A 17,492-nucleotide genomic window follows, 5' to 3' on the forward strand; every position below is an offset into this window, starting at 1 on the left:
GCCGGCCCCGCACGAATGGCTCACTGCCGACCCGCGGCGGCCTTCAGCGCAGCGGTGAATGTCGTCAGGCGGCCGACCTCACGTTCCACGGGCGCCACGACAAGTTCCTCCGCGACGGCGGCGACGGCGGCTGTCAGGCGCTTCCGGGCCACGGCACTCCGTGACGCCTCCGCGGCTCCGGAAATGAACCGCGCCCCAATCGCCAGGACGATGCCCAGCAGCACTCCCCCGGCGATCATCACGGTAGGAACCGGCCAGCCCTGGACCCGCGGGACCTCCGGCACTGGCAGTTGCAGGTAGCCGAGCGCAGCCAGGACTCCCAGCCACGCGAACCCGGCCAGGGCCGTCACCAGGGCGAGCCACTGAACCGCATTGAACACACCCCACCACCAGGACTTCCTGCCGGCGGACAGATCTGTGGAGGCAATCGCCTGGTCCAGGGCGTCCGGCAGCCGGCCACTGCCTTCCCGCGCGGCGCCGCGGATGACCGCACGCCACGGCCCGGGGGCACCGGCGGACGCCGCCTCAGCGAACTCCCTGACGGCGGCATCGGCCCGCGCCTGCTCCGGCGCCCCCGCAGGAGGCAGAGACGTCCGGTTCAGCTCAGGCTTGGCGCCCTCGCGGCGCAAGTTCAGACGCCGCAGCGGATCCGGCCGGAACCTGGCCAGCCAGCGGGTCACCGGCCAGCCCGTGCGCCGGGTTGCTTCCAGCCGGTAGGACCGGGCGACTGCGTCGACCACCAGCGGCACATTGGCGGCCACAGCCAACTCCCCCGCCAGCCGGGCCTTGGACGCGGCCGTCGCACCGGCGGCCGTCCCGCCACCAGCGGGCTTCATGCCACCCGCGGACAAGCCGGACTCCTCGGCCAGCCGGGCGGCGGCGTGCGTGACATCTGCCGCAAGTCGCTGTGACATCGCCTGCCGCTGAATCGCCACCTGCCGGATCGCGGCCCGCACCTTGTCCACCCCCGTTCCCAGCACCGCGGAAGCCCCGAGGACCTGCACTTTGCCCAGCCCGTCCCGCGCCAGGATAGCTGTGAGGGATTCCAGGACCGGCCGGACCTCGTGGTCCGGGAGCCTGTCGATCTGGTTGAGCACAACGATCGTCACGGCCCCGTGCGAGGACAGCGGCGTCAGGAAATCGTTGTGCACGGCGGCGTCGGCGTATTTCTGCGGATCGAGGACCCAGACGAGGACGTCCACGAGCCCCACCATCCGCTGCACAATCTCCCGGTTGGCGGCCCTGGTCGAGTCAAAGTCCGGCAGGTCCAGAAGGATCAGCCCGGTGTCGTCGTCGGCGAACCCCTTGATGGGCGCCGCAGCGTGGCGCTTGTGGACCTCCAGCCAATCCAGCAGCGGATCGCTGCCCTGGACGCCCCAAATGCCAGCCAGCGGCTCGGTGGTGGTCGGCCGGCGCACGGCCGCCGTCGCGACCTCCTCGCCGCTTACGGCATTGAAGAGCGATGACTTGCCGCTGCCGGTGGCTCCAAAAAACCCAACCGCCGTGTGGTCGCCGGACAGTGACCGCCGCGAACTCGCGCGGTCGAGCACCTGCAGGACACCGGCCAGGGTCTGCTCCGGGAGGACTCCGGACGCAAGTTCCCTGGCGCTGTCGAGCGCTTCCAGCCTGCGATCGAGCTGGGACGCCTCGCGGGCGGCACCATGACGGCTCATGACGTGGCCGCCAGCCGGCGCAGTGCTGCCGCATGTCCGGCAATCGCTGACGGCGGCACGCCGCCGTCGACTTCCAGCAAGGTCAAGAACCGCTGGCACTCCGCCGCCAGCAGGCCCTGGCACCGCAGATGCAGGTTCTCGCGTGCGGTCCGGGCGAGCCGGCGGACGGCGTCCTCCCCGAAGACCGCCTCCAGGAGGCGCTGACCCACGACGGCGGTGCCGCCGGCGACTCCGATCTCAAGCCCGGTCAGACCCGCGGTCATGGAGAACACCACGATCATCAGTGCAGCGCCGAGGCCGTTGATGCCGAAGGACAACCAGCGGGCCTGGGTGCGCTTGCCCTGGCCTTCGGTGCGGATGAGTTCCATCAGGCTCCCCTGCCAAGCCCGGATCTCGGCCGCCACAGCGTCCGCGAAGCCCTCGGACGCACCGGAAAGATCGTCGGCGCCCAGCAACTGCCTGCCGGCAGGGTCTGAACGCCACCGCTGGTCGGTGTGCTCCGCGGCCTTGGCGGCTTGATCGACAATGACGGCCTGCAGTCCCGTTTCGATCGCGGTTTCCACTCTGACCGCAGGCGCCGGCTCACCCCGGACGAACGCGCCCACACGGTCACGGAAGCGTCCGATGTTCTGTTCCATGGCGCGGAAGAACTCCCCGGTCCCGACGAAGTCCTGCCAGCGCGCCAGCACTTCGCCCCGCAGCAGTGCGCCGTCGCGGGTGGCCTCAAGGATCCTGGCCACGGCGTCGTCATAGGCGTTGCGGGCGTCGGCTGCGAGAACATCGGCTGCGTGCTGCTGTTCGGACAGCGCCTGCTCCGCCGCGTCGACGCGGTGGGCGAGGGCGAGGAGGGTGCCGTTGAGGGTGCGCCGGGCAATTCCTGCCCGTCCCGCGGCGTCCCCCGCCAGCTTCCCGAGCCAAACCTGCAGCGGCTCGACCGCCTCTGCCGGAAGCATCCCTGCGGCATCCAGCGACAGCTCCGGCACCACGAACAGTTGGGCAGCACCCAGGCCTTCCCGGCTGAGCATGGCCTGCAGATCCGCGCTAATTTCCGCTTCCGCCGCTGGCGGCACCCGGTCCAGGACCACAGCCACCATGATGTCGCGGGAGGCCGCATCCAGGAGCAGGCGCCATGGCACGGCGTCGGCATAGCGGTTGGCGGTGGTGACAAACACCCAGAGGTCGGCGGCGGCAAGTAACTGTCCGGCCAGCTGGCGGTTGTTCTCGGAAATGGAGTCGACGTCGGGCGCGTCCACCAGGGCGATTCCCGGCGGGACCGCGGAGTCGGAGACCAGGACCAGGGAGCTCACCGGGCCGGAATCCAACGCCGGATCAGCCGGGGCCGGCGCCCGGCCATCCACGAGGGCACCCCGGATGCGGCCCAGGGCGGGCAGCACCCGCTGGCCCTCAAACCAGGCGGCGTCGGCGGGATGGTGCAGCAGGATGGGCTGGCGGGTTGTGGGGCGGATCGCACCGGCCCGAGTGACGGGGTGGCCCACCAACGCGTTGACCAGGGTGGATTTCCCGGCCCCGGTGGAACCGCCCACCACGGCCAGCAGGGGCGCATCGAGGCTGCGGTAGCGGGGCAGGATGTAGTCATCAAGTTGAGCCACGGCATTCCGGAGCTCCAGGCGCGTGTGGTCCGTCCCGGGCAGCGCGAGCGGCAGCCGGATGGCCGCCAGGTCCTGCCGCACTGCTTCAAGGAGGGCCACGCCGGTTGCGGCCTCGGGGCCGGTTTCATGGGAGCTCACAGCATCATCATGCCAGTTCAGGACGTGGTTACTGCGGGGGGCACTCCTGCGCGGAACCAGGGCGCCATACATCGGGAGCCGGCGCCCCCGGCCAGCCGCCGCCTATCGATGGGGCCCGGCAGCGCAGCAATTCCGGGAAACGAAAAACGGCCCCGGGCTGATGCCCGGGACCGTTTCCATTGTGACCCCAGCGGGATTCGAACCCGCGTTACCGCCGTGAGAGGGCAGCGTACTAGGCCGCTATACGATGGGGCCGCGTACTTCCTGAACAGCATTTCTGCCATTCAAGCCAAATGATTGTTTCATACATTTGGCCGCCGTTTCAAATCGGACCAGCCGATTCAAAACTTCCGAATTTCAGCGGAAACCCGCGGAACTTCAGAGCTGGGATACCAGGACTCGAACCTAGAATGACGGTACCAGAAACCGTAGTGTTGCCAATTACACCATATCCCAAAGGCACTTTCGCTCCGGATGTTTGGGCCTAAACCCTCGCTCCCGGCGCCTCAGCACGAGTAATTACTTTACCCGAGAGTTTTCACTTCCACAAATCGGGCGTGCGGCGGCGGGGTCGGGCTGCCGGGGCGGGCCGCGTCCGGCGTCAGTGGCGGCAATACCCGCGCCAGCCCTTGCCAATCCGGCGGAAACAAGTTTACGCTCGGTAAGTTACCAACGAGTAACCACCCCTCCCCCACTCCGCTGCGGGCAGCTTTGCGCTCATTTTGCAGTGTTAACTGCGTCACAGTTGCCGGGGTGGCCGGCAGCAGAGCCGCTGTCGGCGGGAACGTCGAGAGGAATCATGTGCCACAGAGTCGTGCCGCTATCAGCAAGACCCGGACCCCCGCGCAGCAAATCGCCATCGCCATCCTGGCGTTGCTGCTCATTGCCCTGCTGGGCTTCTATACCCTCGTCACGGGCCGCATCACGGACGGTTCGGCCAAACTCAAGGACGGGGCCGCCCAGGCGTCCGCCGGAGCCGGTCAGCTGGACGACGGCGCAGGGAAACTCGCCAACGGCGCCAGCCTGGCCGATACCGGGGCCGGAAAGCTTTCCGCGGGGGCGGAAAAGATCTCCTCGGGCATCAGCACCAAGCTGGCGCCCGGGGCGGACAAGCTTCAGGCCGGTGCCGGCAAGTTGGCCGAAGGTGCCGTCAAAATCGAAGCCGATGTCACCAGCAAGCTGGCGCCCGGCGTTTACAAAGTCGACGACGGTGCGCAGAAGCTCGCGGCGGGGGCCGTGCAGCTCTCGGCCGCGCTGACGCCGACGCCGGCGGGCAACGCCGAGAACAACCTCGCCGACGGAGCCACCCGGCTCGACGGCGGCGCCGCCCAGCTGGCCGGGGGCTCGGCCGCGCTGGCAGGCGGCACGGACCAGCTCAAGGGCTACCGCGGTGCCAACGGCAATCCGGCAGCCGGAACCGGGACCGCGGCCCTGGCTCAGGCGATGGAACTGCTGGAGGCAGCGGCGAATGACCCGGTCCAGCGGCTCGTTCCGCTGTCGGTGGTGAAGGACAAGATCGCCAAGATCACCGCGGGCGCGCACAAGCTCGACGCCGGCGCCAGCCAGCTGCAGGCCGGCGCTCAGCGGCTGCACGACGGCGCGGTCCAGCTGAACGCAGGAACGGGCAAACTCAAGGCCGGATTCGCAACGCTGGCCGGAAAGCTCAACAGCCAGGACCCCGGCAGCCCGGGCGTAGTACTGGGCACCCGGCTTCTGGCCGACGGCACGTCCAAGATCCGGGTCGGGATGGACGGCGTCCCCGGCGATCCCGAGCACCCGGGCCTGCTCAAGGCCGCCGCCCGGATGACCGAGGGCAGCTCGCGCCTTGCCGACGGAACCGTGGCCCTGAACGCCGGCATCAAGGGCAACCCGGCCGATCCCACCAACCCCGGCCTGCTGGGCGGCTCCCAGGCCTTGGCCTCCGGCGCCTCAGAACTCTCGGCCGGCAGCACCAAGCTGGCGTCCGGCTCCTCGCAGCTGGCCACAGGAGCGGACAAACTCGCGGACGGCAACGCCCGGATTGCCGACGGTACCGGCACGCTGCATGCCGGAGCAGCCGCAGTCTCGCCCACCAGCCTGCTCCGGCAGTCCGACGCCGCCACGGCACTGGGACTCGTCGCAGTGCTCGCCCTTGGCTCTGTTGGTGCCTTCCTGGGGCTGCGGAGGAGGCAGGCCGGTCCCCGGTAACTTCCGGAGCCGGTTGCGGCGCCGGTTACAGCGGCGGCTACGCCAGCAGGTCCAGCAGGGAGCCCACCTCGCGGCCCAAAAAGTCCGGGGCCGGTTCCCCGCCGCGGTTCAGCCAGACGCCGAGGAGGCCTGCCGCCGTCGAGCCTTCCGCGTCGAGCAGCCGGTTGTCCCCGACGTACAGCGTTTGGCCGGGGCCGGTACCGATCCGCCGGACACCCTCGAGGTAGATGGCCGGGTCCGGCTTTGCGGCGCCGACGGTGTCGGTGCCGACCAGAACGGTAATCCGTGTCAGCCCGGCCGCGTCCAGCTTCACGCGCTGGTAGTCGTGGACGTTGTTGCTCACGGCCCCGTAGGGAATGCCGGCGGCGTCCAGGGCGTCCAGCAGGGGTCCGACGTCGTCGAACGCCCGGATGTAGCCGTGTTGGCGGCTCGCGTAGGAACTCACCCAGTGGTGGGCCTGTTCGCCGTCGGCAAGTTCGACGCCGAAGTACCCCAGTGCCGCCCGGCCGCGGAGCAGGCGCTGTTCATTGAACGTGATCTCGCCGGCCAGGTAGCGGTCGTAGAAGTGGGTGGTCTCCCGGGTGAAGATCCGCCCGAACCTCTCCCACCCGGCCTCGTCCAGGCCGGGCAGGAGGTGCTCGCTGACGTCGCGGAGGGCCGTCGTCATGGCGAATTCAAGGTCCACCAGGGTGTCGTCAATGTCGAACAGGACCCCCTGGACTGCGCCGCCGCCAAGGCCTGCCGCCAGCATGTCAGCCGCGGAAGGCGCGCAGGCGGGCCAGGGATGAATCCTTGCCCAGGATGACCATGGACTCGAACAGCGGCGGGGAGATCCGCCGGCCCGAGACGGCCGTGCGGACCGGGCCGAACGCCAGGCGCGGCTTGACACCGAGGCCTTCCACGAGGGCTTCCTTCAGGGCGGCCTGGATGTTCTCGGCCGTCCAGTCGGCAACGGGCTCCAGGGCGGCCAGGGCGGCGTCGAGCACCTCGGTGAGGTTCTCCGGCAGGCCCTTGCGGGCGTCGTCGGCGACGTCGATGGCGTCGTCGGCCTTGAACAGGAACGCGATCATTTCGGGGGCCTCGCCCAGCAGCGAGATGCGTTCCTGGATCAGCGGTGCGGCCTCGGACAGGATCTCTTCTTCGCGCTCCGTGAGGCTCTCCCCGACGAAGCCGGCGGCCTGCAGGTAGGGCACCAGGCGGCCGCGGAAGTCCTCGGCGTCGAGCATGCGGATGTGGGTGCCGTTGATGGCTTCGGCCTTCTTGATGTCGAAGCGGGCCGGGTTGGCCAGCACATCGTTGACGTCGAAGTGCTCGATCAGCTGGTCCACGGTGAAAATGTCCTCGTCGGCGGAGAGGCTCCAGCCGAGCAGGGACAGGTAGTTCAGCAGGCCTTCGGGGATGAAGCCGCGGTCCCGGAGCAGGAACAGGTTGGACTGGGGGTCGCGCTTGGAGAGCTTCTTGTTGCCCTCGCCCATGACGTACGGCAGGTGGCCGAAGACCGGCATGTAGCTGGCGACGCCGATGTCCATCAGCGCCCGGATCAGCACCACCTGGCGGGGCGTGGAGGAAAGCAGGTCCTCGCCGCGGAGCACGTGGGTGATCCCCATGAGGGCGTCGTCCACCGGGTTAACCAGGGTGTAGAGCGGGGAGCCGTCGGCGCGGACAATGACGTAGTCCGGGATGCTGCCGGCTTTGAAGGTGATCTCGCCGCGGACCATGTCCGTGAACGTGACGTCCTCGTCGGGCATCCGGACGCGCAGCACGGGCTGGCGGCCCTCGGCCTTGAACGCGGCGAGCTGGTCCTCGGAGAGTTCGCGGTCGAAGTTGTCGTAGCCGAGCTTGGGGTCGCGGCCGGCGGCGCGGTGGCGGGCCTCGACTTCCTCCGGCGAGGAGTAGCACTCGTAGGCGTAGCCGGCGTCGATCAGCTTGGCCACGACGTCCTTGTACAGGTCCAGCCGCTGCGACTGGCGGTAGGGCTCGTGCGGGCCGCCGACTTCCACGCCCTCTTCCCAGGTGATGCCGAGCCATTTGAGGGCCTCGAGCAGCTGCTGGTAGCTCTCCTCCGAGTCGCGGGCCGCGTCCGTGTCCTCGATCCGGAACACAAAGGTGCCCTTCGTGTGCCGGGCGTGGGCCCAGTTGAACAGGGCGGTGCGGATCAGGCCGACGTGCGGGGTGCCCGTGGGTGACGGGCAGAACCGGACACGGACCGGGGTGTCAGCGGTGACTTCACCGTTGGAGGCGGCAAGCGGGGCGGAGCTGGGAGCAGTAGTCATAGTGGTACCAACATTACCAATCTCTACAACCGCCGCCCGCCCGGATTTCCGCGTGCAATTTCGGACAGCCGCCCCGCGGATCCACGGGGCGGCTGTCCGAAATCGGAGCGAAAACGCTTAGCGGCGGACCACCGGGTTGGAGAGGCGTCCGATGCCCTCGATCTCGACCTCATAGCGGTCGCCAGCCTGCACGGCGCCGACGCCGGCCGGGGTACCGGTCATGATGACGTCGCCGGGCAGCAGGGTGAAGGCCTGCGAGACGATGGAGACGAGCTCCCGGACGCCGCGGATCATCTGGTTCGTGCTGCCGTCCTGGCGCAGTTCGCCATTGAGCCGGCCCTGGATCTGCAGGTCCTCGGTGTCGAGCTCGGTCTCGATCCACGGCCCGAGCGGGGCCGAGGTGTCGAAGCCCTTGGCCCGGGCCCACTGCAGGTCCGTCTTCTGGACGTCGCGGGCGGTGAGGTCGTTGCCGCAGGTGTAGCCGAAGATCACGTCATCCACCCGGTCCTCGGGCACGTCCTTGCAGATCCGGCCAATGACGACGCACAGCTCGGCCTCGAAGGAGACGTCCTCGGAGAACTCCGGCAGGACAATGGGATCGTTCGGCCCGATCACGGACGTGTTGGGCTTGAGGAACAGCAGCGGCTGCGCCGGGACCTCGTTGCCGAGTTCCCGGGCGTGTTCGGCGAAGTTGCGGCCAACGCCGATCACCTTGCTGCGCGGGATGATCGGCGCCAGCAGGCGGACGTCCTCCAGCTTGTGCTTCATGGGGGTTCGTTCCACGCCGTGGAAGAAGGGGTCGCCCTTGATGACAGTGACTTCCTCACTGCCGGGCTCACCTTCCACGATGCCGTAGAGGGGATCAGAATCGACTACAAACCGGGCGATACGCATGGTTCCTAGCCTACCGTCCCGCCAGTGCGCAGGTAGTCCAGCTGCGCCGCGACGGAGAGCTCCGCGGCGCGGCGGACTGAGGGGTCGACGTCGGCGTACACGACGTCCGTTACGGCTCGGACATCGGCGTCGGCGCCCAGTGCCGCGAGGGCTGCCCGGACCTGTTCGAGCCGGCCCTGCCGGTGGTCCCGGTAGGCGCGGGCGACGGCGTCCAGTGCCGGCAGCACCGGGCCGTGGGCCGGCAGCACCGTGGCCGGCCCGAGGCGCTCGAGCCGGTCCAGCGAGTCGAGGTAGTCCCGGAGGGTGCCGTCGGGATAGTCCAGCACGGTGGTTCCGGAGCCCAGAATCGTGTCCCCGGTCAGCACGGAGCCGTGCGGGCCGTCCTGCGGCAGGTGGAAGCACAGCGAATCCGCGGTGTGGCCCGGCGTCGCCAGAACCCGGATGTCAGTTCCGGCTGCCCGGATGGTTTCGCCGTCCTGGAGCGGGGGTGCGCCATGGCAGTGGGCGGGGTCCGCGGCCCGGACCGGTGCGCCCGTCAGGGCCGAAAACCTCTCGGCGGCCGCGGTGTGGTCCGCGTGCCGGTGCGTGATCAGGATGAGTTCGACCGGTCCCTCGCCGGCCAGCGCCTGCAGGTGCGGCTCGTCGAGGGGCCCGGGGTCGACGGCGACCCTCGCCGCCGCCCCCGGGGCGGCAATGAGATAGGAGTTGGTTCCGTCCAGGCTCATGGGGCCCGGGTTCGGGGCCAGGCGGAACCGGGTCAGCTCACTGCTGCGGACAATGCCGCGGGATGTCTCGGAGGTCACGGACCCATCCTTGCATTGAATCGGGCGCCGTTGGCTCCAGCCCGGACCACAGACGCCGACCACAGACGCCGACGGCGGCCCTTACCGGAAGGTGGGGACCGCCGTCGTGCGCTATGACATGCTGTGGCTGCGCGGGATTCTGTGGCTACGCGGGATTCTGTGGCTACGCGGGATTCTGTGGCTACGCCAGGCGGGTCAGCCAGCCGTGGGTGTCCTCCACGGTGCCGGTCTGGATCCCGAGCAGCTGGGCGCGGATGGCCAGGGTGGTCTCCCCCGCCTTGGCGTCCTCGGAGCCGATGAACTCGGTGGCGTCCTTGAGCACGCCGATGGGGGTGATGACCGCGGCGGTGCCGCAGGCGAAGACCTCGGCAATTTCCCCGGAGGCAACACCGTCGCGCCACTCATCCAGGGTGATCTTGCGTTCGGTGACTTCCCGGCCCATGTCCCGGGCCACCTGGATCACGGACATCCGGGTGATCCCCTCCAGGATGGTGCCGGAGAGCGCGGGGGTGACGAGCGAGCCGTCCTTCATGACGAAGAAGACGTTCATGCCGCCGAGTTCCTCGACGGCGTTGTCGTTGAACTGGTCCAGGAAGAGGACCTGCTTGCAGCCGTTGGCCTCGGCCTCCTGCTGGGCGATCAGCGAGGCGGCGTAGTTGCCGCCGCACTTGGCGGCGCCTGTTCCGCCGCGGCCGGCGCGGGCGTATTCGCGCGAGATCCAGATGGAGACGGGCTTGAGTTCGCCGCCGAAGTAGTTGCCGGCCGGGGAGGCGATCACGCGGAAGGAGACCTCGCGCGCTGCCCGCACGCCCAGGAACGCCTCGGTGGCGATCATGAAGGGCCGCAGGTACAGGGCTTCGCCGTCGCCGGCGGGGACCCAGTCCTTGTCGGCCGCGACGAGTTCGCGGATGGCGCCGAGGAAGTATTCTTCCGGGAGTTCGGGCAGGGCCAGGCGCCGGGCGGACTTGTTCAGCCGGGCGGCGTTGGCCTCGGGCCGGAACGTCCAGACCGAGCCGTCGGCGTGGCGGTAGGCCTTGAGGCCCTCGAAGATCTCCTGGCCGTAGTGCAGCACGGCGGCGGACGGGTCAAGGGAAATCGGGCCGTAGGGCTCAACCCGCGCGTCGTGCCAGCCGCCGTTGCCGGCGGCGTCGACGCTGTAGTCCACAATCGCGGTGTGGTCGGTGAAATAGTCGCCGAACCCCGGGTTTGCCAGGATGGCGGCACGCTCTTCAGCAGACTTCGGGGTCTCCGACAGGTGCTGGGTGAATTCGACGCCATGGGCAGTCTGAGTCATGGTTCCTCCACGATCGGCTGCCTGGTGTGGGAACGTGGTTCACCCTCGGACCACGGCAGCATATTGGTGATTCGAAACAAGCTTACGCCCGTTGGCAGCACGGTTTTGCGGTGATGGCGGCGCATGCAGTGCAGGAAATGCAGCCAGGTCCTACAGCGCCGCCGCGATGGCGTCGCCGATCGCGCTGGTGGTGCGGACGGCGCCGTCGCGGGCTTCGACGTCGGCCGTGACGGCGGCCTCGATCTTCCGGGCGGCGCCGGCGAAGCCGAGGTGGTCGAGCAGGAGCGCCGCGGAGAGGATGGCCGCGGTGGGGTCGGCCTTCTGCTGGCCGGCAATGTCCGGGGCGGACCCGTGGACCGGTTCGAACATGGACGGCGCGGTGCGGTCCATGTTGAGGTTGCCGGACGCGGCGAGGCCGATCCCGCCGGTCACGGCCGCCGCGAGGTCGGTGATGATGTCGCCGAAGAGGTTGTCGGTGACGATCACGTCGAAGCGGGCCGGATCGGTGACCATGAAAATCGTGGCGGCGTCGACGTGGAGGTAGTCGTGCGTGACGTCGGGGAACTCCTGGGCCACGGCCTCGACCGTGCGCTTCCAGAGCTGGCCGGCAAAGACCAGGACGTTGTGCTTGTGCACGAGGGTGAGCTTCTTGCGGGGGCGGTCGTTGGCCCGGCGGAACGCGTCGCGGACCACGCGCTCCACGCCGTGGGCGGTGTTCAGGGACACTTCGGTGGCCACCTCGTGGGGGGTGCCGGCGCGCAGCGTGCCGCCGTTGCCCACGTACGGGCCTTCGGTACCTTCGCGGACCACGATGAAGTCGACCTCGCCGGGGTTCGCGAGCGGGCTGCCGACGCCGGCGTACAGGCGGGAGGGGCGCAGGTTGACGAAGTGGTCCAGGCTGAAGCGCAGCTTGAGCAGGAGTTCGCGTTCGATGATTCCGGAGGGGATCCGGGTGTCGCCGGGCGCCGCCCCGACGGCGCCGAACAAAATGGCGTCGCGGGTGCGGAGATCGGCGAGGGTGGCCGCCGGCAGGGTCTCGCCCGTCGCGAGCCAGTGCTCCGCACCCAGCTTGTAGTGGGTCTGCTGGAGCACGATCCCCTCCGCGGCCGCGGCCTTTTCAAGGACCTTCAGGGCTTCGGCCGTGACCTCCGGGCCGATGCCGTCGCCCGGGATGACTGCCAGATCAATCGTGGATGCGCTCATATTTTCAGGGTAGCCAAGTGATCCACATTCTGGTCAAGTTGTCTCACTATTCGATCACCACTCTTCCCGGAAACAGCAAAACGCCCCCGCTCCCCCGGATCAGGGGGTGCGGAGGCGTCAGGCTGTGAGTGCTCAGGCCTCGGCTGGTTCCTCGTACTTCGGGAACACCGGGGCCGGGGCGGGCAGTTCCGTGCCGGCGGCGATCGGCGTGCCAAGGGCCGAGAACTGGCGCGCCCCGCCTTCGGGCTGGCCGAGCGTGTGCAGGATCGCCGCCGTCGCCACCGGCATGACCGGCTGGGCCAGGATCGCGACGATCCGCAGCACCTCGAGCGTCACGTAGAGCACCGTGTGCATGCGTTCGACGTCGGTCTTGCGCAGCACCCACGGGGCCTGCTCGGCGAAGTAGGCGTTGGTGTCGCCCAGGACAGCCCAGATGGCCTCCAGCGCGCGGCTGAACTCCTGCTTCTCAAACGCGGCCCGGGCGGTGTCCAGCAGTCCGTTGGCCTGGGCCAGAATCGCGGTGTCCTCGGCGGAAAATGCGCCGGGCGCGGGCACGCGGCCCTCACAGTTCTTGGCCACCATGGACAGCGACCGCTGGGCCAGGTTGCCGAAGTTGTTGGCGAGGTCGGAGTTCATCCGGCCCACGATTGCCTCGTGGTTGTAGTTGCCGTCCGCACCGAACGGGACCTCGCGCAGGAAGAAGTAGCGCACCTGGTCCAGGCCGTACTGGGCCACGAAGTCCGCGGGGGCCACCACGTTGCCCAGCGACTTGGACATCTTGACGCCGTTGTTCTGCAGGAAGCCGTGGATCATGATCCGCTTCGGCAGCTCCAGGCCGGCGCTCATGAGGAACGCCGGCCAGTAGATGGCGTGGAAGCGGGAGATGTCCTTGCCGATCACGTGGACGTCGGCCGGCCAGAACTTCTTGAAGGAGTCCGAGTCGACGTCCGGGTAGCCGACGCCGGTGAGGTAGTTGGTCAGCGCGTCGACCCACACGTACATGACGTGCTTGTCGTTGCCGGGCACGGGAACGCCCCAGTCGAACGTGGTGCGGCTGATGGACAGGTCCTCCAGCCCGCGCCGCACGAAGCTGATGACCTCGTTGAAGCGGGACTGCGGGGCACCGAATTCGGGGTGGGCCTCGTAGAGCGCCAGCAGCTTGTCCTGATAGGCGGAGAGCCGGAAGAAATAGCTCTCCTCGGCCGTCCAGGTGACCTCGGTGTCGGATTCGCGCGAGTAGCGGATCCCGTCGTCCTTGACCACGGTCTCGTCCTCGACGTAGAACGCCTCGTCGCGGACCGAGTACCAGCCTTCGTACTTGGACAGGTAGATGTCCCCGTTGGCCTCCATCTTCTTCCAGATGGCCTGCGACGCCGCGTAGTGGTCGGCGTCCGTGGTGCGGATGAAGCGGTCGTACGAGACCCCCAGGGCCGCGTGCGCTGCCTTGTAGATCTCGGCGTTCCGGTCCACCAGTTCCTTGGGCGTGACGCCCTCCTTCTCGGCGGCCTGGGCGATCTTCATGCCGTGCTCGTCGGTGCCGGTCAGGAAGAAGACGTCGTACCCGTCCAGGCGCTTGAACCGGGCCATCGCATCGGTGGCGATGTACTCGTACGCATGGCCGATGTGCGGTACCCCGTTGGGGTACGTGATGGCCGTGGTGATGTAGAACGGGGTCTTGTCAGTTGAAGTCACGGTCTAAATCTAGATCAGTTCTGTGAGGGTATCGCTCTGGCGGACCAGTTCGTGGTCATGTGAAGCCACCAGCACCGCAATGCCGTCCGAGGTGGTGTCCTTGAGGATGCTGATGATGCGGTTGGCCGCGGCGCGGTCCAGGCTGGCCGTGGGCTCGTCGACCACCAGGACGCGGGTGCCGAGGATGAGCGCCCGGGCGATCGCGACGCGCTGGCGTTCACCGCCGGAAAGCTGCGCGGGGCGGTGTCGCATACGCCGGCCCAGCCCCACGAGGTCCAGGAGGTCCTTGGCCATGTCGCGGCGCTTCTCGACCTCACCGTCCGGCACGGCCGGCAGCAGGACGTTCTCGAGCGCGCTCATCCCGTCGATCAGGGCACCGCCTTGATCAACGTAGCCGATCAGGGCCCGGCGGCGGTCGGCGATCTCGTCGTCGCCCATGGTCTCAAGCGAGTCGCCTTCCCAGAACACCCGGCCCGACGTCGGCAGGGTCAGCCCCGCGCCGACGGTCAGGATGCTGGTCTTGCCCGAGCCGGAGCGGCCCGCGACGCAGTGCATTTCGCCGGCATGCAGCGTCATGTTGAAGTCGTCCACGACGTTGACGGCCTCGGCACCGCCCTTGCCGCCGCCGTAGTGGATGGTGATGTTGCTCAGTTCCAGCGGGGTGGCGTGGTCCGTGGCCTTCACGATCGTGTTGGCGCGGGTCTTGTGCGCACCGCGACGGGTGCTGGCGGTCATCCGGTCGTGTGCCTCCCGGTCAAGGTTCAGCTCGTTAGTCATTGGACCACTTTCGTTGCAATCGGAATCCAGCAAAGTACAGCTACGAGACCGGCAATTGCGGCCCACAGCGCGGCATAAGGGGCCAGGAGGAGGCCGATGCCGAGGGCGCCCACAACACCCAGCGGCAGCGCGACGGTTCCCACCATGGCGTTTTCAAAGAAGCGGACCTGACCCAGCATGTCCGGGTTCCAGCCCATGGCCCGCAGCGTGCCGAGGTACTGGCGCTTGGCCTGCAGCTCGAAGCGCCCGGTGACCATGGTCAGCAGCAGGCCGACGGCTACGCCGGACACGCCAAGGATGATGCTGGGCAGGGCGATGCTGGCCGCGGCCAGCCCGCTGAGGGCGCTGGCGCCCGCGGCCCGCGGAATGTCGATCAGCAGGGCGACGAGTCCGCCGACGGCCGCGGCGAAGACACCGACGGCAACGGCCAGCGAGATGGTGTTGAACTTGTTCGTGCTCAGCTGCCGGTTGGCAAAGGTCAGCGGGGAATCAACCGCGATGAGCCGTTCATCGTGTTGCGGCTCCTGGTCCACGACGTCGCGGTGGCGCAGCTGCTGCGCGGCGACGAACGCCGCACCGGCGTACAGCGCCAGGACCGACGCCGAGACCACCGCGGTGGCGGTGCTCCAGCTGATCAGGCTCAGGACGATTCCGACGACGGCCAGCAGCGCGGCGCCGACGCCGAATTCGGCCAGCACCCAGGAACGGATCTTGCGCTGGGTCCAGCCCATGGCGCGGAGGGTCCCGGCCTCGCTGCGCCGTTTACGGATGTAGCTGACGGTGGAGGCGCCGGTCAGGAGGGCGGCGCCGCAGAGGGTCAGGAACAGCAGGGTCAGGTTCGTGGCGGTCAGGGAGCCGGACACGGCGTCCGCGGCGTCCTGGCGGACCCACGACTGCTGCACGGTGCCCAGCGGCGATTCCTTGCCGGCGTCGTCCTTGGAGTAGCCGGGAACGGCGATGCTGGCGTCTTCGCGGGCCGAACCGGCCACCACGGTGGCCTGCAGGCCCATGTCGCGGATCTCGTTGGCGAGTTTCTCCACCTCCGGCTGCGCCTGCTTCCAGCTGCCGGGGACCTTGGCGCGGACCCGGACGGCGTCGATCACGTTGGCGTTCGTATCGTAACCGCGGGCGGCCGCGAGGCCGTAGTAGTCGGTGATGGCTCCGGCCGACTGGCTGACCAGGCCCGTGGCGCTCAGCGAAGGCTTGAGTTCGGTGTTGACGTCCTTGCCGGACGCGTCCTTGGTCAGGGTGAACGGCGCGGGATCGTAGCCGCCCAGGGGCAGCCGGTTGACGTCGCCGGCAGCTTCCTTGACGTTCGCGGCGTCGAAGGTGCCGTAAACCATGGCCAGCGGCGTGGCCAGCTTCTTGCCGGTTTCCAGGTTCTGGCGGTAGGAGCGCTCGTCTACCGGCTCGCGCTGGGTCTGGTCGACGGCTTCGCCGTTGGCGGCCTTGTCCGGCAAGCGGTTCACGGTGACCCAGTCACCGGGCGTGGCGCTCTTGTCCATTGCGCCGTTGGCGGCGGTTTCGCCGTCCTTGTACGTCGGGGCGGCGGCAAAGTTGGTGGTCCAGGTGGCCGGGTTGTAGAGGCCCTGGCTGAAGGATCCGGTGTCGCCCATGAGCTGGGAGAGGTCCTTGGACCCGGGCCAGGCGAGGGCGAACGGGGACTTGGAGACGAACGGCAGGTAGTCCTTGTCCAGCGAGCGGGTCACGGTGCCGACGTCCTTGGTGACGTTGCCGGAGTCGTCGATTTCCTCGATTTTGACCGAGTACTTCAGGTCCAGGGCGGTGCCCGAGCGCACGATCAACGGGATGGCCTGCGAATCGTCGGTGAGCTGGCCGTCGCGCTTGGCCTGCTGGTACTGGGTCATCAGCGGTGCCCAGTACTTGAGCTTGACGCCGAGGAAGTCCGGGCCTTCCTTGAGTTCGTCCATGCTGATGCCGTTGGTGAAGAGGCTCTCGAAGTGCCGGCCGATCGCGCCGGCGTTGCGGGCGTCCGCGGGCGGGGCCTTCTCCAGCGGGGACAGGAAGTCACCGGCCGTGCCGAGCAGCGCGCGTTCGGAGACGGGGTCGACGGCGACCACGGACTCGGTCACCTGCGGAGCCATCGGCAGGGAAACGGAGAGGTTGAAGAGGTTGTGCTCGGAGCCGCCGGCCGGGGTGGGGAACTTGATGCCGGTCTCGCCGTCCGGGCCCTGGATGCGGACGTTCTTGCCGCCCTCAACCTGTTCCTCGACCAGCTTCGCCTTACCGAGGGAGCCCTCGGCCGTGGTTTTGAACAGGGTCTGGTCCGCTTGGCCGTCGGAGCTGACGGCGCTGGCCGTGAGGCGGTACTTCTTCGGAGTGTCGCTCAGCACCGATTCCGCGGCCGGCCATTTGCTCGGGTCCGTGGCGGTCGGGTCGCCGGAGGTACCTGCGAGGCCCGCGTTGAAGCCCAGGTAGTCGGTGGCGTCCAGCCGCGGCGACTCCAGGTTCTGCGTCACGCGCGAGACCAGGCTGATGGGGGCGGCCACCGAGGTGCCGGAGAGCTTGCGGATCGACTCCAGCTGCTCGAAGCTGATGCCGCCCTGGCCGGTGGCGATGTCCGGCTGCATCAGGCCGCCGTCATCCTTCGCCTTGGCCTGCACCAGGACGTCATAGAGCCCCCGGGAGTTTTGGTCCACGGTCCTGCTCAGCGCCGCCTGGGACTGACCCTGGACGAGCACGGACAGGCACATGGCCACGATCAAAATGGACGCGGTCAGCAAAAGCACTCTGCTTCTGATGAACCTCTGGACGGCGTTCATTGGGCTCCTGAAAGCTGGATTGCGTGCGCACGCCGCAGTTCATTTCCTGAGGAATTGAAGGCGTCCCGTGCCGGGCGTGCAAAAGTAAAGGCCGGTCTGCCGGCCAAGACCTGAAATTCGGTCCTAGCCATTGTACGCAGACCGGCCGGCCGCTTGTGGCCGCCG

At 68.5% G+C, this 17,492-nt stretch carries 12 protein-coding genes and 2 tRNA genes; 1 reads left to right on the forward strand and 13 read right to left on the reverse strand.

What is annotated here, in order from left to right:
• Positions 1-20: 20 nt before the first annotated feature.
• From ABH915_RS15185 to ABH915_RS15200, 4 genes are all read right to left on the reverse strand, one after another.
• Positions 21-1,673 (reverse strand): GTPase, encoded by a 1,653-nt coding sequence (locus tag ABH915_RS15185; protein ID WP_370122789.1) that lies wholly within the window; start codon positions 1,671-1,673, stop codon positions 21-23.
• Positions 1,670-3,442 carry a dynamin family protein gene (locus tag ABH915_RS15190; protein ID WP_370125016.1) on the reverse strand — a complete coding sequence of 591 codons (1,773 nt, stop codon included), beginning with the start codon at positions 3,440-3,442 and terminating at the stop codon, positions 1,670-1,672. Before ABH915_RS15190 ends, ABH915_RS15185 begins: the two co-directional genes overlap by 4 nt.
• Before the next feature lie 161 nt (positions 3,443-3,603).
• Positions 3,604-3,676 (reverse strand) — tRNA-Glu (locus ABH915_RS15195).
• A 129-nt stretch (positions 3,677-3,805) separates the two neighbouring features.
• Positions 3,806-3,877 (reverse strand) — tRNA-Gln (locus ABH915_RS15200).
• Positions 3,878-4,222: 345 nt separating this feature from the next.
• Here ABH915_RS15200 and ABH915_RS15205 point away from each other — a divergent pair.
• Positions 4,223-5,608 (forward strand): hypothetical protein, encoded by a 1,386-nt coding sequence (locus ABH915_RS15205; RefSeq protein WP_370122792.1) that lies wholly within the window; start codon positions 4,223-4,225, stop codon positions 5,606-5,608.
• Between the two features lie 37 nt (positions 5,609-5,645).
• On the opposite strand, the gene ABH915_RS15210 is transcribed toward ABH915_RS15205, so the two are convergent.
• The 9 genes from ABH915_RS15210 to ABH915_RS15250 form a co-directional block, all read right to left on the reverse strand.
• The gene (locus tag ABH915_RS15210; RefSeq protein WP_370122794.1) at positions 5,646-6,359 is read right to left on the reverse strand and encodes an HAD family hydrolase; all 714 of its coding nucleotides are present in this window, start codon (positions 6,357-6,359) and stop codon (positions 5,646-5,648) included.
• Between the two features lies 1 nt (position 6,360).
• On the reverse strand, positions 6,361-7,881 hold the full coding sequence (gene gltX / locus ABH915_RS15215) for a glutamate--tRNA ligase (RefSeq protein ID WP_370122797.1): 1,521 nt from the start codon (positions 7,879-7,881) through the stop codon (positions 6,361-6,363).
• 117 nt (positions 7,882-7,998) lie between these two features.
• Entirely contained in the window at positions 7,999-8,775 is a 777-nt protein-coding gene (locus ABH915_RS15220) for a fumarylacetoacetate hydrolase family protein (protein ID WP_026538927.1), read from the reverse strand.
• Between the two features lie 5 nt (positions 8,776-8,780).
• Positions 8,781-9,578, reverse strand: a complete 798-nt coding sequence (locus tag ABH915_RS15225; RefSeq protein ID WP_370122801.1) for an MBL fold metallo-hydrolase — start codon at positions 9,576-9,578, stop codon at positions 8,781-8,783.
• A 181-nt stretch (positions 9,579-9,759) separates the two neighbouring features.
• On the reverse strand, positions 9,760-10,872 hold the full coding sequence (locus ABH915_RS15230) for a branched-chain amino acid aminotransferase (RefSeq protein WP_026538929.1): 1,113 nt from the start codon (positions 10,870-10,872) through the stop codon (positions 9,760-9,762).
• Positions 10,873-11,022: 150 nt separating this feature from the next.
• Positions 11,023-12,075: a 3-isopropylmalate dehydrogenase gene (locus ABH915_RS15235; protein WP_370122805.1), complete on the reverse strand. Its 1,053-nt coding sequence runs from the start codon at positions 12,073-12,075 to the stop codon at positions 11,023-11,025.
• Positions 12,076-12,207: 132 nt separating this feature from the next.
• Positions 12,208-13,767, reverse strand: a complete 1,560-nt coding sequence (gene metG, locus ABH915_RS15240) for a methionine--tRNA ligase (protein WP_370122808.1) — start codon at positions 13,765-13,767, stop codon at positions 12,208-12,210.
• A 9-nt stretch (positions 13,768-13,776) separates the two neighbouring features.
• Complete coding sequence (locus ABH915_RS15245) at positions 13,777-14,544, reverse strand: ABC transporter ATP-binding protein (RefSeq protein WP_018773527.1); 768 nt, start codon at positions 14,542-14,544, stop codon at positions 13,777-13,779.
• Positions 14,541-17,327: an ABC transporter permease gene (locus ABH915_RS15250; protein ID WP_370122811.1), complete on the reverse strand. Its 2,787-nt coding sequence runs from the start codon at positions 17,325-17,327 to the stop codon at positions 14,541-14,543. Before ABH915_RS15250 ends, ABH915_RS15245 begins: the two co-directional genes overlap by 4 nt.
• Positions 17,328-17,492 lie beyond the last annotated feature (165 nt).

It is taken from the genome of Arthrobacter sp. MW3 TE3886, assembly GCF_041262145.1.
GTDB lineage: Bacteria > Actinomycetota > Actinomycetes > Actinomycetales > Micrococcaceae > Arthrobacter.

What these genes read in the sequence shown, in the direction of transcription:
- ABH915_RS15235 (WP_370122805.1), bottom strand. Translation starts at nt 12,075, where the DNA reads ATGAGCGCATCCACGATTGATCTGGCAGTCATCCCGGGCGACGGCATC.
- ABH915_RS15185 (WP_370122789.1), bottom strand. Translation starts at nt 1,673, where the DNA reads ATGAGCCGTCATGGTGCCGCCCGCGAGGCGTCCCAGCTCGATCGCAGG.
- ABH915_RS15245 (WP_018773527.1), bottom strand. Translation starts at nt 14,544, where the DNA reads ATGACTAACGAGCTGAACCTTGACCGGGAGGCACACGACCGGATGACC.
- gltX (WP_370122797.1), bottom strand. Translation starts at nt 7,881, where the DNA reads ATGACTACTGCTCCCAGCTCCGCCCCGCTTGCCGCCTCCAACGGTGAA.
- ABH915_RS15220 (WP_026538927.1), bottom strand. Translation starts at nt 8,775, where the DNA reads ATGCGTATCGCCCGGTTTGTAGTCGATTCTGATCCCCTCTACGGCATC.
- ABH915_RS15230 (WP_026538929.1), bottom strand. Translation starts at nt 10,872, where the DNA reads ATGACTCAGACTGCCCATGGCGTCGAATTCACCCAGCACCTGTCGGAG.
- ABH915_RS15250 (WP_370122811.1), bottom strand. Translation starts at nt 17,327, where the DNA reads ATGAACGCCGTCCAGAGGTTCATCAGAAGCAGAGTGCTTTTGCTGACC.
- ABH915_RS15210 (WP_370122794.1), bottom strand. Translation starts at nt 6,359, where the DNA reads ATGCTGGCGGCAGGCCTTGGCGGCGGCGCAGTCCAGGGGGTCCTGTTC.